Source organism: Halomarina litorea (assembly GCF_024227715.1).
GTDB classification, from domain to species: domain Archaea; phylum Halobacteriota; class Halobacteria; order Halobacteriales; family Haloarculaceae; genus Halomarina; species Halomarina litorea.
In genome coordinates this window covers 2924161-2938000 of the sequence record NZ_CP100448.1, presented here as the reverse complement: position 1 = coordinate 2938000, position 13840 = coordinate 2924161, and the positions used below count along the sequence as shown (strand labels likewise).

The window sequence follows — 13840 nt, the reverse complement described above, 5'->3', positions numbered from 1 at the left end:
TGGGTGTGGTATGGACACGACACCCGTCGTCGTTCGCGCGTACCGGACCGCCCACGGCAAGGAGGACGGCGTCTACGCCGACGTCAGGAGCGAGGACCTCTCGGTTCCGCTCGTCAACGAGATCCTCTCCGATACGGGCCTCTCGGGCGACGACGTCGACGACCTGATGTGGGGCTGTGCCCAGCAACGCGAGGAGCAGGGCAACAACCTCGCGCGCATCATCACGCTCCTCTCGGACCTCGGGGAGTCCGTGCCCGGCACGACCATCAACCGCTGGTGTGCCTCCTCGGCGCAGGCGGTCATCTCCGCCTCCGACGCCATCCGTGCCGGCCAGCGCGACGCCATCATCGCGGGCGGCGTCGAGAACATGTCCCGCGTGAAGATGGGCGCGAACACCGCCATGCACCCGCGCATGAACGAGGACTACAACCTCGCGGCCCTCCAGATGGGGATGACCGCCGAGGAGGTCGCAGAGCGCTACGACGTGAGTCGGGAAGCGCAGGACGACTACGCCTTCCGCAGCCAGCAGCGCGCCAGCGAGGCCACGAAGTCGGGGCGCTTCGAGGACGAGATCGTCCCCATCGACAACGGCGAGAAGCAGGTCACCGAGGACGAGGGCATCCGCCACGACGTCTCGCGCGAGAAGATGGACGAACTCCCGACAGTCTTCAAGTCCGAGGGGACGGTCACGCCCGGCAACGCCTCGCAGATCTCGGACGGCGCGAGCGCCCTCCTCGTCACGAGCGAGGCCTTCGCGAAGGAGCACGACCTCGAGATCATGGCCGAAATCGGCAACAACAGCGTGCAGGGCGTCGAACCCGAGGTCATGGGCATCGGCCCCATCCCCGCCGTCCGCGACATCCTCGAACGCACGGGCCGCGACATCGACGACTACGACCTCGTGGAACTGAACGAGGCGTTCGCCTCCCAGACGCTCTACTGTCAGGAGCAACTCGGCATCGACGACGAGAAGTTCAACGTCAACGGCGGCGCAATCGCCATCGGCCACCCCCTCGGCGCGACGGGTGCCCGCCTGCCGGTGACGCTCATCCACGAGATGATCAAGCGCGACGTCGACCGGGGAATCGCCACGGAGTGCGTCGGCTTCGGGCAGGGCGCGGCCATCGAGTTCAGTCGGTAAGCAGTTCGCTCGCCTTCTTCTTCCGCTATTCGCGCGCCAGCAGTCGACGGTAGCGTGCCCACGCCCATTCGCTCGGTCCGTCCCGCCACGCCCGGAGGTACAGCCCCGACGCGACGACGAGGACGAGCAACTGCGCGGCGAGCATCGGGACCCCTACCCGGGGGAGCACGCCCCAGCCGATGAACGCCTGTTCGACGATTCGGTCGGCCTGCACGAGGAACGCGGCGAGCAGGCCCACCGCGCGGACCCACCCCTCCCTGGCGGTCAGGAGGGCGACCAGCGGGAACAGGAGGAGGGTCCCGTGGTGGTACCAGACGAGCGGCGAGAGGGCGACGACGGCCGTCGAGAGGCCGGCGAGGAACCACCGCCCCGCTGTCGCCGTTCGAACCGGCCGGGCGAGCGCCGTCGCACCAAGTACGAGACCCGATCCGACGACGAGCAGTTCCCGGAGGAGTCGGGCCGTCCCGGTCCCTACCGACCACCCGAACGCCTCCGCGAGTCGGAGCGTCACCGCCGCGAGGCTCTTGTTCCCCGGAAAGGCGTCAACCGTCCCGCTCAGTTGTGCGGTGGCCGCGACGTACTGGCCGACGATATCGGGCGAGAACTGCATCGCCGGAAGGAGCGTGAACAAGCCGACACCGCCGGCGAGGCCCGCAAGCGCCCGCCAGTCGCGCGTCCCGACGAAGTAGCCCGCCAGCAGGACGGGCGACGTCTTGAGCGTCACGGCGAGGGCGAGGGCGCTCCCGCCCAGCAGTGAGCGGTCGGTCTCAGCGAGATAGACGGCGAGGAGCGTCGAAACGACCACGAACCCGTTTATCTGCCCACCGTAGAGCGTGTCCCATGCGGGGGCGAACAGGAGGCCGCCCGCGAACAGCGCCCACCGGGTCCCGGAGGGGACGTGTCCTCCGAGCAGGTCGACGAGGCGGATGGCGAGAGCGAGCGCCCCGACCCACACCAGCGCGCTCGCCCCCACCCAGACGGTCGCCGCCCCCGCCCGGCCCAGCGACGCGACGAGACCGACGAGGGTCAGTACGAACGGGTGGTAGAGGAAGCCGGTGCCGATGGCGTCGGGGTCGTAGGGGTTCCGGCCGGCGCGTGCGCTCCGGTAGGCGTCGAAGTAGATGTTGAAGTCTGTGAGCGGTTTCCACTCGCCGACGACGTGCCATATCCAGTTGGTGCTGTAGACGGCGAGTGCGGCGGCGACCGCGAGACCGAGAGCCGCCAGCGCTCGCCGGCGGGTCACGGGCCCGGACAGTCGCACGCTACCCCCACCCCACTGTCGCCCGAAGGACCGCCTCGGCGAAGGCAAACCAGTTCGGCGGGTTGCCGAGCGAGACGCTCACCTGCAGGAACGCGACGACGAGGGCGACCTGACTGGCCCGGCGGTCGGCCAGCGCCAGCGCGGGTGTCAGCAGGATGGGGTACCACGCGACCCACTGCGAGAGGGCGAACACCGACGCGACGGCGAGCGTCAGCGCCGCCAGCGCGACCGGATCCCGTTCGCGGGTGTAGAGCACGCCCAGCAGGACGGCAGCTCCCGCGAGCGCTACCCCTGTCTCGGGGGTGATGCCCGCGCCCGTCGTCAGCGCGACGGGGTTCTCGGTGAACATCTCCGTCTCGCCGAGACGGCCCGCCGCGGGCAGGGTCAGCGCGAAGGAGGCGAGCGAGAGACCCCCGAGGGCCAGCGCGCCGACGAAGGCGGCGTCGACGCCCCGCTCGCGCCAGTAACGCCAGGCGGTGGCAAGCGCGAGCGGTCCGAGGTACCACAGCCGGAAGTGCAAGGAGAGCGCGCCGATCAGCGCGAACAGCGAGACCCGTTCGCCCTCTCGCCGGTGGGCGGCCACGCCGACGAGGGCGAGCGCGACGGCGACGGTGTCGAAGAAGCCGTTCAGCCCCCAGAAGAGGTAGGGCATCGCGGCGAGTGCCGTGACGAGCGCCGCGAGCCCCGGCGGGTAGGGGAGCGTCCGGTAGAGGAGCGCCATCGCGAGTGTGCCCGCACCGGTGAACGCCGCTACCAGCAGCGCGTAGGTAGTCGCCGGCGCGAGGACCGAGAGGTTCACCAGCAGTGCCGCCGGGAGGAACAATAGGAGCGACCCGAACGGGTACATGTGGGGTAGGGTCGGCCACGTGACGAACGGCTCGACGGCGGCCACGTCCCACGTCCCCATTGGCTGTGTGTAGACGCCGAACCCGAGGTGGAGGAACGACCACGCGGCGTAGGTGTGGCGCATGTGGTCGGTGTAGGTACTGAGCAAGGTGTAGCGCGGGGCGTCGAAGAGGAACACACTCCCGACGAGCGCCAGCGCCAGCCAGCACAGCGCGCTTCGCGTCGGGTCGCCGAACAGCACCCACGTCCGGAGGCCGGCGCGGTGGCGCTCCGGGAGGAGGGTCGTGCTCACCGATCGGCCCTCCCGGAGAGCCGCGAGAGGCCGAAGACGGCCGTCCCGAGGGCCGCCCCGAACCAGAGCGTGCCGACGCGGACGAGCAGCGTCGAACTCACGGCGACGGTCCGGGCGACGCCCAGCGCGACGAGTAGGCCGACCATGCTCGCCTCGGTGGCCGCCAGCCCGCCGGGCAGGAGGCTCACAGCGCCGACGACCGACCCCAGCCCGAAGACGAACAGCCCGACGACGAGGCTCGCGTCGGCCCCCAGCCCCGCGAGGATGACCCACAGCGCCGCCCCCTCCAGCCCCCACGCGAGGACGCTCAGGACCATCGCCACCGCCAGCGGGCGCGGGCGGAACAGCGCGTAGGTCCCCTCGTAGAACGACTCCAGCGAGGCGGCGTGGGGGCCGACGACGGGGAGCGTCGCCAGTCGGTCCAGCACGGCGAGACAGGCCGTCCGCCACTGGAGGAGCGCGAGGCCGGCGAGGAAGGTCCCCCCGACGGCCAGCAGGACGGCCGGAGAGCGCCGGTAGACGACGACGCCGAGCACCGCCAGCGCACTGAGCGCCAGCAGGTCGGTGATCCGCTCGGCCCCGACGACGGCCGTCGTCCGACTGGCGGGGATTCCCTCGCGGTCTCGCAGGAACCACGCCTTCCAGACCTCTCCCAGTTTCCCGGGCGTGACGACGAGCATCAGCCCCGAAAAGAAGGTGAGGAGGCTCGACCCGAGGGGTACGTCGATGTCCAGTTCGCGGAGGTAGAACCCCCACTTCAGGAAGCGCACCGCGTAGCTGACGACGACCAGCGCGAGGACGGTCACGAGCGTCCACCCGTCGACGCTCAGCAGTGACCGGGTGACGGCCTCGGCGTCCGCCAGCAGGAACAGCCCCGCGAACACCCCCACCGATAGGAGGGCAGTCAGCCAGAGGCCGTGCTCGCGCAGCAGGCCGCCGCCCCGGCGCAAGTGACGCCACAGCCCTCCGGTGGTGTCCGTTCCGGTCATCGGAGTAGTTGGTGGAGTTTGGTCGCGACGTGTCCCGAGAGGTAGCGGGCACGCCCCGCCGCCGTCGTCTCGCCGGCGCGAATCGCCGCCAGCGGGTCGCCCGTACAGACGGTCCGCGCCCGCCCGACCTCCATCGGAAAGTGAGCGTCGGACCCACCGGTGGCGGCGAGGCCGTGCTTGGCCGCGAACGAGCGCGCGCGATCGTTGTACCGCTTTCGCACGCACCGGGAGTTGCACACCTCGACGGCGTCGACGCGCCGCGCGATGGCCGACAGGTCCCGGTCGTAGTACTGTCGGAGGCGGTCGAAGGGGTGCGAGAGGACGGCGACCCCGCCCTGGTCGTGGACGTCCTCGATGACCGTCTGCGGGTCCGTCTTCGGCGGCGGGTGCTCGACGCCGAGGGCGAGCAGGTGGCCCTGTGTCGTCGTCACCTCCACGCCGGCGATGACCTCCAGGCCGGGCGGGGCCGCGGCCCGGACCGCGGCGACGTTCTCCGTCGTGTCGTGGTCGGTGACGGCGATGCCGTCGAGGCCGGCGTCGACTGCCGCCCGCGCGACGCGGTCGGGAGGTGTCCGCGAGCACGGCGAGGCGTCGGTGTGGGTCTGCAGGTCGTACGCCCGTCGCTCGCTCACGGCATCACCCCCGGAAACCCAACGACGGCGGGTAGGTCGTAGAGGACTGCGACGACGACGGCCAGCCACAGCGCGCAGTTGGACGCCAGCGGCCGGTCGAGCAGGAGGTACTCGGGCTTGCCGCCCACGTCGGTGGTGTGGACGAGGTGGTGGTACCGGAAGACGCCGAAGAAGGCGAAGGGGAGCGTGAGCATCATCGCGTCGTCGGTGCCGGTGAACGTGTACAGCGCGTAGGCCATCAGGAGCGTCGCGGCGGCGACGACGAGCAACTGGTCGACGGCTCCGGCGCGGTAGGTCCCGAGGGACTCACGGGTGTTCTCGCCGTCATTCTCGTCGGTTCCCTTGGGTCCGCCGGTCTCGTCGAGTTCGTGGCGGCGCTTGCCCAGTGCGAGAACCAGTGCCAGCAAGAACGTACAGACGATGAGCCACGGACTGAGGCGGACGCTGATGGCCACGACGCCCGCGATGGCTCGCAGGACGAACCCGACGGCGATGACGATGGTGTCGGCGAAGGCAACCTCCTTCAGGAACAGGGTGTAGAGGGCGTTCTGTCCGACGTACGCCAGTATCACGCCCAACACGAGGACGTCCGTGGCGTAGGCCAGCGCGAGCCCCCCGACGGCGAGGAGGGTTCCGAAGGCGACGGCGAGCGGTATCGACACCTGTCCGCTGGCGATGGGGCGGTTGCGCTTCGTCGGGTGCTGCCGGTCCTCCTCGACGTCGCTGATGTCGTTGAAGACGTACACTGCGCCCGCGACGGCGGTGAACGCCGTGGCGGCCGCCAGCGCCCCCACCCACGCCGCAGGGTCGAGCAGGTGCCGCGAGAACACCACCCCGAGCAGGACGACCCCCTGCTTGTACCACTGCTGGGGCCGCATCTCGCGGAGGAGGCCCGCGAGCGCGAGTCGCATCCGTGCAGCGTGTGGGTATGACATGGGCTGTCGAGGACCCGAGGCTGGAGAGTCTCATATAACGTGGCGGTGCTTCCACCGGGTTTCGAACTGTTGCATCTCCGGGTGTGATACACTCGTGTGAACAGTGGTGTAAGCCGACGTTGCGTCTCCCGATTTCGGCCGGATCGTTCGAGCTTCGGAATAGTCCGAGTTCGCGTCTGTTGAGCGTCGGGAGGGTCCCCCCGACTCAAGTGGCACGCCCGCCACCTGCCGCCGGATGAGCGACGCTGTCGCAACCACCGACGCGGCGGGGGAAGCGCTCGACTACGACTCGGTCGTCGTCACCGGCGGGACCGGCTTCCTCGGCCTCCACACGTGCCAGTACTTCGTTAAGCAGGGACTCGACGTGACGGCCGTCGACCTGAAGCCGTTCGACGAATCCGACCCCGTCGAGGGCGTCTCGTACGTCGAGGCGGATGTGCGCGACGAGAGCACGCTCCGCGAGACGTTCGAGGAGGCCGACGCCGACGTCGTCGTCCACACCGCGGCGGCGCTCCCGCTCTGGGACGACGAGACCATCCGCGAGGTCACCGTTGACGGCACGCGCGCCGTGCTGTGGGCCGCGACGGAGGCCGACGTCGACCGGGTCGTCTACGTCTCCTCGACGGCCGTCTACGGCACCCACGACCACCACCCAATCACCGAGGATTCACCCACCGACGGCGTCGGCCCCTACGGCACCGCGAAGGTCGAAGCCGAGAAGCTCTGTGCGGACTTCCGGCGGCGCGGGCTGTGTGTCCCCGTCGTCCGTCCGAAGACGTTCATCGGCCCGCAGCGACTGGGCGTCTTTCAGGTGCTGTTCGACTGGGTGGAAGACGGCGCGAACGTCCCGCTCGTCGGGTGGGGGAACAATCGGTACCAGTTGCTCCACGTCCGCGACCTCGTGCGGGCGATAGAGGTTCTGTTCACGCTCGACGAGGAGCGCGTCAACGGGACGTTCAACGTCGGCGCGACGGAGTACACGACGATGAAGGAGGACTTCCAGGCACTGGTCGACTACGCCGAGACCGGCAAGCGGGTCCTCGGCACGCCCGCCACGCTGACGGTGGCGGCGCTCCGCGTCCTGAACGCCCTCGACCTCTCGCCGCTGTACCCGTGGGTGTACGAGACGGCCCACGAGGACTCCTACGTCTCCGTCGAGAAACTCCGCGAACTGGGGTGGGAGCCGGAGTACTCCAACCGGGAGGCACTCATCGACACCTACCAGTGGTACTTGGAGGAGTACGAGGAGCAGGAAGGTGAGACGGGCCTCGACCACCGCGTCGCGTGGGACCAGGGGGCGCTCGAAGCCGTCAAGGCGCTCTCCAAGCGCGTCTGAGCGCGCCCCGAACGGTTTACGGCGGCGCGCGGTCAGATGCCGGTATGCGACTCCCCGACTACGACCACGCGACGGGCCGACACTGCGGGTCCACCTCGCTTCGCAACCTCGCCGACTACTACGGGTGGGGGTTCGACGAACCGACCTGCTTCGGCCTCGCCTCGGGACTGGGCTTCACCTTCTTCGAACTGCCCGACCCGCCGCACAAGGCGTTCATCGGCCGCCCGCTCTACCTCGAACGCGCCTTCTTCCACACGCTCGGTATCGACCACGTCGAACGCGAGGGGCAGTCGTGGGACGAGGCGTGGGCCGACATCAGGGAATTGCTCGACGACGGCCACCCGGTCATGCTGTTCGCAGACATCTACTACCTCGACTACTACGGGACGGACACGCACTTCTCGCCGCACTCGTTGCTCGCGGTGGGCTACGACGACGAGGGGGTGTACCTCTCGGACAGCGAGTTCGAGGAGGTCCAGTACCTTCCGACCGACCGCCTGCAGGGGGCGATGACCTCGAACGCGATGGTCCCCCTGCAGTGTCGCTACCTCGCGGTCACGGACCCCTCGATTACCACGCCCGTCGAAGACGCCGTCGTGGCGGCGACGACGACGATGGCCGAGTACATGTTCGCGCCGGACGAGGGGCGCTTCGACCCCGGCACACTCGGCGTACAGGGTCTCGCCGGCATCCAGCGCCTCGTCTCCAGCATGGCCGAGTGGCCGACCCTGCCCGACCCGCAGTGGACGGCCCGCTTCGCCTACCAGAACGTCGAGCGCCGGGGGACCGGTGGCGGCGCGTTCCGCGGCCTCCAGCGCGACTTCTTCCGAACCGTGGAGCACCCGTTCGGCGAGTCGGTCACCGAGGAGATGGCCGCCATCGCCGAGGACTGGACCGCGGTGGGCGAGACGCTGAAGGACGCCAGCGAGTCCGAGGGGCCCGACTACCGCGAGACGGTGGACGAGGTCGCAGGTGACATCCGAACCATCGCGGACCGCGAGGCGGCGCTCTACCGTGAGATTCTCGACGCCGACGTCTGAGTACTACCGGTCGTCCGTCCCGGCGGTCCACGGCGTCCGCCCGTCCACCCCGCCCGTCTTGTAGACCCCGCGCAGGCGACGTGCGTGCCCTCGCCATCCTCGACGTCGATATCGACGGTAGCGACGCTGTTTCCGTCACCAGAAATCGGAGATTTCTGGTTGGCTGCGAAAATCGCGAAGCGATTTTCGAACGTTCCGCGTGACCTCCGCTTCCGCGACCAGTCGCTCGCCCGTCGCGGGCGCGAGGTAGTCGATGCGAACGTCGATGGTGGGCGTGACCGTCTCGTTCAGGTCCACGACGGCCGCCCCATCACCGAAACGCGACGCGTTTCGGTTAGCGCACGAGCGATCCGCTCTCGTGAACCCCGACGGTGTCGGCGAGCGAGTAGGCCACCTCACCGTGGGCGACCATGCTCGCGGGGTTCGAGGAGTGTTCCTCGCGCAGGTCGACGTGGCCCACCGCGCGCCCGTCGCCCACCTCGTCCAGTTCGATGTCGAGGTGGTCGGCGAAGGGGATGGCCTCGGAGAAGCGGTCGACGATGTCCATGCGTGGCGCTCGCGGTGGACCGACGAGGGCGTAGCGGAACGCGCAACGCGACGCGGGGGGTTTACGAACCTCGCACGCTCACGTCACGAACGGTGCCTGTGGGACGACGGCGGCCGCGATAGAGACATCCGCGAGGAAGAACACGAACGCGACCTGCCGGTTGAACTCGTGGCGGTCGTTCGAGACGGAGGCGTGGACGTAGGCGGCGAGGCTGACGACCATGCACGCCGGTTCGCGCACATCGTGTTAATTTTTCGCACAGGTCTGCGGGCAGAGGGACGTCCCGGCCGGTTCAGTCGTCCGCCGGAGTCGGACTCCCGCCCGCGTCGGGGAGTGCGCTGTCGGGGACGGTGCCGTCGTCGTCCCATCCGCGCAGGCCGTAGTACTCGTCGAGGGCGTCGTCCAGTCCCTCCAGTTCGTAGGGGAGGGCGTCGTCGTCGGCCCGGTCCATCCCGCGCTGGTTGTTGAAGTGGCGTTCGAGGGTGACGATGCGTTTCCCCACGGCCTCCAGTTCTGCGAAGTCGGCGTCGAGGAGGGCCTCCCAGCGCTCCTCGTCCATCTGCGAGAACGAGAACTTACAGAGGACCGCCGAGTCCTTCAGCGCGTTCTCGTCTTCGGCCTCGACGAGTCGCTCCGCCTTCCCCGCCAGTCCGTCGCGGTCCAGCGCCTGTGCGGGCGCGACCAGCGGGTACTCGAAGCGGTACATCTCGGCGTACATGTGGTCTGCCCCCCGGTTGGAGACGGCGAACGAGAGGCCCTGCCCGTTCAGGGTGCGCCCGTCGTGGGCGGCGAACTCCATGCCCTTCATCGACCAGTTCTCGACGCCGAGGTCGTCGGCACAGCGGGCGATGCCCTCCGCCAGCAGGTCGCCGTCGCCCTCGCGGTAGGCGATTTTCTCGACGAGGTCGTGGATCAACTCGGAGTCGCCGAAGGCGTCGTTGGCCGCGAGGTAGGCGGAGACCACGTCGCCACAGGAGATGGTGTCCATCCCCAGTTGGTCGCACAGTTCGTTCGACTTCATGATGGAGACGAAGTCGTCGACCAGCGCGTTCGACCCGAACGACATCACCGTCTCGTACTCGGGACCCTCGGTCTCCAGCCCGCTCTCCTCGTCTCTCGTCGGGAGTTTGCAGGCGAACGCGCACGACGAGCAGGTGCCCTTCTTGTACTTGTGGTCGATGACCGCGCCCGACCCGATGTCCTCTGCGTGCTCGTAGGAGAGCTCCGAGAAGTACTTCGTCGGGAGTGCGCCCACGCTGTTGGCGTACTCCGTGACGGAGACGGTGCCCGCGTCCTTCATCGGACTGCTGGACTCGGAGGCTTCCTTGTGAATCTCCTGGACGACCTCGCCTTCGACCTGTGGCTCGGGAGCCGAGTCGCCCTCGAAGGTGAGGAACTTGACGTTCTTCGCACCCATGACGGCCCCGAGGCCGCCGCGTCCGAACGCGCGCGACTCGCTGGTCATGATCGAGGCGAACCGGACGCGGTTCTCGCCCGCGGGGCCGACGATGGCGGTGTGATCGGCCGTCAGACCGCGCTCGGCGAGGTGTTCGAGTGTCTCCTCGGTGGTCGCGCCCGCGAGGTCGGGGACCGCCTCGAACTCCACGCCCTCGTCGGTGACGTGCACGCCCACCAGTTCGTCGCTCGCGCCGACGAGTTCGACGGCGCTGTAGCCCGTCGCGAGGAAGTTCCGGGACATGAACCCACCCGCGTTCGACGAGCAGAGGCCGTCGGTCAGCGGCGAGAGGCCGGTACAGGACATCCGGCCGGTGAAGCTCATTCGGGAGGTCTGCAACGGCCCCGTCGCGAAGTACAGGCGGTTCTCCGGGCCGAACGGGTCGGCGTCGAACGGGATGCGCTCGTGGGCGAGGCGCGTCCCGACGCCGCGCCCGCCGACGTACGCTTCGAGGAGTGCGTCGATATCGGTCTCCGCCGTCGAGCGCTCGCCCACGTCTACCGTGAGTAGCGGGCCGTCCGCGTGAATCATGGTGAGACGTTTCACTCACGACTCATAAGTACTCTCACGTCCCCCACCGGGAGTTGAAATGCGGTACTGCGCGGGGACGCCCGCCTAGTCCTCCGGGTGACAGAACGTCATCGCCTCGCGGACGGCGTCGTGGCCGCCGAGCAGGGTGATGCGGTCGCCGCGTTCGAGGGTGAAGTCGGCGTTGGGCACCTGTGCCCCCCCGTCGCGGGCGACGAGGGCGATGAGGACGCCGCCGGGGAGTTCCGGGCCGACCTCCCGCACCGTGCGTCCCACGAGTTCGTCCGCGGTGACCTCGATCTCTTGGACGTCGCCCGTCTCGCCGAGGCCCGAGATCCAGTTGGCGAGCGCGGGGCGTTCGATGAGGTTGTCGATGGTCTGTGCCGTCGCCGCGGTGGGCGAGACGACGCGCACCCCGAGGTCCTCGAACGCCTCGACGTTGTTGGGGTTGTTCACCCGCGCGATGACCGTCTCGATGTCGAACCGGGAGTTCGCGAGTTGGGCGGCCAGCAGGTTCACGTCGTCGTCGCCCGTCGCGGTGACGAGTATCTTGGCGTTCTCCGCCCCGGCCGACGTCAGGACGTCCGTGTCCGTGCCGTCGCCGATGTGGACGGTGTGGCCCTCGTCGCGGGCCAGTTCGACTATCGTTTCGTCGTTCTCGAGGATGACGACGTTCTCTCCACGGTCTTCGAGACGGGCCGCGAGCGCTCGGCCCACGGTCCCGCCTCCGATGACGAGTACGCGCATTGGTATGACACCTAGGTATTCCGCGAGGTAGCGGGCGAGGCCGGCCTCGAACACCACCGTCGTGAGGATGACGAGGAAGACGGTGCCGACGAGGAGACCGGCGGCATCGGTCTGGCCCGCGTTCTGTAACTGGACGGCGAACAGCGTCGCGACGGACGCCGGGATGATGCCGCGCGGGCCGACGAGGCTCATGAACACCTTCTCCTCGAAGGTGAAGCGGTCGCCCACCATCGAGACGAAGACGAGTACCGGGCGGATGACGAGGGCCACCGCGACGACCACCGCCACCCCACCCAGACCGAGTCTGGCGATGTCCTCGAATCGGAGGAGCGCCGCCAGCGCGATGAACACGAACGAGAGGACGATGAGCGTCACGTCGCCCTTGAAGTCGGTGATGTCCTCCTCGTAGGGGACGTCGAGGTTGCCGAGGAGGACGCCTGCGGTGGCGGCGGCGGCGATGCCCGACTCCGTCGCGAGCGACTCCGCGCCTCCGTAGGCGACGAGCGCCCCCGCCAGTACGAGGAGGCGAGCGTTCTGCGGGGCGTTGCCCGGCGAGAGGTCGACGTAGCGCAGGCCGTACCAGACGACGGCGGCGACGGCGGCACCCACGAGCAGTCCCGTCCCGAGTCGGGAGGCGAACTCGGGGAGGAGGTTCTCCTCCGTGACGTGGCCGACGACGACCTCGAAGACGACGACGGCGAGGATGGCCGCGCTCACGTCGTTGGCGATGCCCTCCGTCTCCAGTGCGGCCTCCACGCGGTCGCGCACCGGGACGACCTCCATGATGGGCGCGATGACCGTCGGTCCCGTCGCCACCAGCAACGCGCCGATGAGAAACGAGACGTCCCAGTCGGCGCCGAGGGCGAAGCGGATGACCACCGCCGTCGCCACGAGGGCGATGGCGGCCCCGACGGTGACCAGTCGGATGGTCTCGGCGGGCGCCTCGCGCAACTTGTCGATGCGGAGGTGGAAGGCTCCCTCGAAGACGATGATGGCGACAGAGAGACCGACGATGGCCGGGAGTGCGTCGCCGAACGTCGCGGTCGTCACTATCCCGATTCCCTCCGGGCCGAGGGCGATGCCGGCTGCGATGAGGAAGATGATACTGGGTATCTGGAAGCGGTCTCCGAGTATCTGGGCGACGACGCCGAGGCCGATGATGGCGGCCACGAGCGGGATGAGTTCACCTGCCACTAATCTCCCACCACTGGTCGTGTTGTGTCGCCCGTATCGTATAAAAACATCCACTCGTCGTCCGGTTGTCCCCCTATCACCCGTGTGTGGGGATTTATGACATACGGGTGATAGCCACAGCCACGACAGCAGGGCCGGTTCGCGTCGACCGGACGTTCGACGCCGGCCTCTCGGCGGTGCTCGCCCCCGACGGCGAGTTCCTCGACTCCCTCGACTCGGGACTACGTGCGCGCGACGAACCGCGTCGGCGCGCCGTCCCCGCCCTCGATTCGGAGGGGGAATCCGACCACCTCGACGCGCCGACCCGCCACGGCCGAGAGCCGCAGGTTCTCGGCGATGGGCACGCCCGCTTCGAGGAGGCGCCGGTGGACCGGGTACGACTCGCCCCCGTCCGACCGGAGCGACCGGGGCTCGTCCGGGCTGAGGGTGTCCGTCCCGAGTAGCTTCACGCCCCGCTCTACGAGCCACTCGGCGGCGCTCGCCGAGAGCCACGGGTACTCGTAGTAGGCCTCCGTGCCCTGCTTCTCGCCCCACCCCGTGTGGACGAGGACGACGTCGCCCCCGCGGACCTCGCCGCCCGCCCGCAGGTCGTCGGGCCCGAGTTCCCGTGCCGACTCGCAGGGCACGTCGAGGACGACGGCCTCGCCCGCGAAGGCGTCGAGCGGGAGGTCGTCGAGCGTCGCTCCCCCGTCGAGGACGTGCGCGGGCGCGTCGACGTGCGTCCCGGCGTGTGTCGGCGCGTCGAAGTGCGTCACCCTCGCCCCGTCCTCGGCGACGGTCCGTTCCGTCCGGAACTCCGGCGGCGCGAGCGCCGTCGAGTGGTCCATCGCCGGGCCGAACGGCTGTGAGAGGTCGTGCCACATGGTGGGCAGTCCTCGGCGGGCGGGGATAAGCGT

The 13840-nt window shown here is 69.2% G+C and carries 14 protein-coding genes; 3 read left to right on the top strand and 11 right to left on the bottom strand.

Annotation, left to right across the window (positions count from 1 at the left end; translation table 11 throughout):
- Positions 1-10: 10 nt before the first annotated feature.
- Positions 11-1141, top strand: a complete 1131-nt coding sequence (locus NKG96_RS16160) for a thiolase family protein (protein WP_254536204.1) — start codon at positions 11-13, stop codon at positions 1139-1141.
- A 25-nt stretch (positions 1142-1166) separates the two neighbouring features.
- Here NKG96_RS16160 and NKG96_RS16155 read toward each other — a convergent pair whose 3' ends face one another.
- The 5 genes from NKG96_RS16155 to NKG96_RS16135 are packed head-to-tail and all read right to left on the bottom strand — an operon-like array spanning position 1167 to position 6096.
- Positions 1167-2384 carry a glycosyltransferase family 87 protein gene (locus NKG96_RS16155; RefSeq protein ID WP_254536203.1) on the bottom strand — a complete coding sequence of 406 codons (1218 nt, stop codon included), beginning with the start codon at positions 2382-2384 and terminating at the stop codon, positions 1167-1169.
- Positions 2385-2403: 19 nt separating this feature from the next.
- Entirely contained in the window at positions 2404-3540 is a 1137-nt protein-coding gene (locus NKG96_RS16150) for a hypothetical protein (RefSeq protein WP_254536202.1), read from the bottom strand.
- The gene (locus NKG96_RS16145; RefSeq protein WP_254536201.1) at positions 3537-4529 is read right to left on the bottom strand and encodes a lysylphosphatidylglycerol synthase transmembrane domain-containing protein; all 993 of its coding nucleotides are present in this window, start codon (positions 4527-4529) and stop codon (positions 3537-3539) included. Before NKG96_RS16145 ends, NKG96_RS16150 begins: the two co-directional genes overlap by 4 nt.
- Entirely contained in the window at positions 4526-5161 is a 636-nt protein-coding gene (locus NKG96_RS16140; protein ID WP_254536200.1) for a PHP domain-containing protein, read from the bottom strand. Before NKG96_RS16140 ends, NKG96_RS16145 begins: the two co-directional genes overlap by 4 nt.
- Positions 5158-6096: a decaprenyl-phosphate phosphoribosyltransferase gene (locus NKG96_RS16135; RefSeq protein ID WP_254536199.1), complete on the bottom strand. Its 939-nt coding sequence runs from the start codon at positions 6094-6096 to the stop codon at positions 5158-5160. Before NKG96_RS16135 ends, NKG96_RS16140 begins: the two co-directional genes overlap by 4 nt.
- 235 nt (positions 6097-6331) lie before the next feature.
- On the opposite strand from NKG96_RS16135, the gene NKG96_RS16130 reads away from it, so the two are divergent.
- Both NKG96_RS16130 and NKG96_RS16125 read left to right on the top strand, forming a co-directional pair.
- Positions 6332-7432 (top strand): NAD-dependent epimerase/dehydratase family protein, encoded by a 1101-nt coding sequence (locus NKG96_RS16130; RefSeq protein ID WP_254536198.1) that lies wholly within the window; start codon positions 6332-6334, stop codon positions 7430-7432.
- Between the two features lie 44 nt (positions 7433-7476).
- Positions 7477-8472 carry a BtrH N-terminal domain-containing protein gene (locus tag NKG96_RS16125; protein ID WP_254536197.1) on the top strand — a complete coding sequence of 332 codons (996 nt, stop codon included), beginning with the start codon at positions 7477-7479 and terminating at the stop codon, positions 8470-8472.
- A gap of 135 nt (positions 8473-8607) precedes the next feature.
- Here the strand turns inward: NKG96_RS16125 and NKG96_RS16120 are convergent, their stop codons facing one another.
- The 6 genes from NKG96_RS16120 to NKG96_RS16095 all read right to left on the bottom strand — a co-directional run bounded on the left by NKG96_RS16120 (position 8608) and on the right by NKG96_RS16095 (position 13807).
- Positions 8608-8769, bottom strand: a complete 162-nt coding sequence (locus tag NKG96_RS16120; protein WP_254536196.1) for a hotdog domain-containing protein — start codon at positions 8767-8769, stop codon at positions 8608-8610.
- Between the two features lie 37 nt (positions 8770-8806).
- Complete coding sequence (locus NKG96_RS16115) at positions 8807-9019, bottom strand: PaaI family thioesterase (protein ID WP_254536195.1); 213 nt, start codon at positions 9017-9019, stop codon at positions 8807-8809.
- Between the two features lie 78 nt (positions 9020-9097).
- Positions 9098-9241 carry a hypothetical protein gene (locus tag NKG96_RS16110; protein ID WP_254536194.1) on the bottom strand — a complete coding sequence of 48 codons (144 nt, stop codon included), beginning with the start codon at positions 9239-9241 and terminating at the stop codon, positions 9098-9100.
- 70 nt (positions 9242-9311) lie between these two features.
- Positions 9312-11006 (bottom strand): aldehyde ferredoxin oxidoreductase family protein, encoded by a 1695-nt coding sequence (locus NKG96_RS16105; protein WP_254536193.1) that lies wholly within the window; start codon positions 11004-11006, stop codon positions 9312-9314.
- 84 nt (positions 11007-11090) lie between these two features.
- The gene (locus NKG96_RS16100; protein ID WP_254536192.1) at positions 11091-12944 is read right to left on the bottom strand and encodes a cation:proton antiporter domain-containing protein; all 1854 of its coding nucleotides are present in this window, start codon (positions 12942-12944) and stop codon (positions 11091-11093) included.
- A 221-nt stretch (positions 12945-13165) separates the two neighbouring features.
- Positions 13166-13807 carry a cyclase family protein gene (locus tag NKG96_RS16095; RefSeq protein ID WP_254536191.1) on the bottom strand — a complete coding sequence of 214 codons (642 nt, stop codon included), beginning with the start codon at positions 13805-13807 and terminating at the stop codon, positions 13166-13168.
- Positions 13808-13840 lie beyond the last annotated feature (33 nt).

Bases quoted from the DNA above. Each gene is read 5' to 3' on its own strand.
- NKG96_RS16125 (WP_254536197.1), top strand. From the start codon at position 7,477: ATGCGACTCCCCGACTACGACCACGCGACGGGCCGACACTGCGGGTCC.
- NKG96_RS16110 (WP_254536194.1), bottom strand. From the start codon at position 9,241: ATGGTCGTCAGCCTCGCCGCCTACGTCCACGCCTCCGTCTCGAACGAC.
- NKG96_RS16095 (WP_254536191.1), bottom strand. From the start codon at position 13,807: ATGTGGCACGACCTCTCACAGCCGTTCGGCCCGGCGATGGACCACTCG.
- NKG96_RS16145 (WP_254536201.1), bottom strand. From the start codon at position 4,529: ATGACCGGAACGGACACCACCGGAGGGCTGTGGCGTCACTTGCGCCGG.
- NKG96_RS16105 (WP_254536193.1), bottom strand. From the start codon at position 11,006: ATGATTCACGCGGACGGCCCGCTACTCACGGTAGACGTGGGCGAGCGC.
- NKG96_RS16135 (WP_254536199.1), bottom strand. From the start codon at position 6,096: ATGTCATACCCACACGCTGCACGGATGCGACTCGCGCTCGCGGGCCTC.
- NKG96_RS16130 (WP_254536198.1), top strand. From the start codon at position 6,332: ATGAGCGACGCTGTCGCAACCACCGACGCGGCGGGGGAAGCGCTCGAC.
- NKG96_RS16160 (WP_254536204.1), top strand. From the start codon at position 11: ATGGACACGACACCCGTCGTCGTTCGCGCGTACCGGACCGCCCACGGC.
- NKG96_RS16115 (WP_254536195.1), bottom strand. From the start codon at position 9,019: ATGGACATCGTCGACCGCTTCTCCGAGGCCATCCCCTTCGCCGACCAC.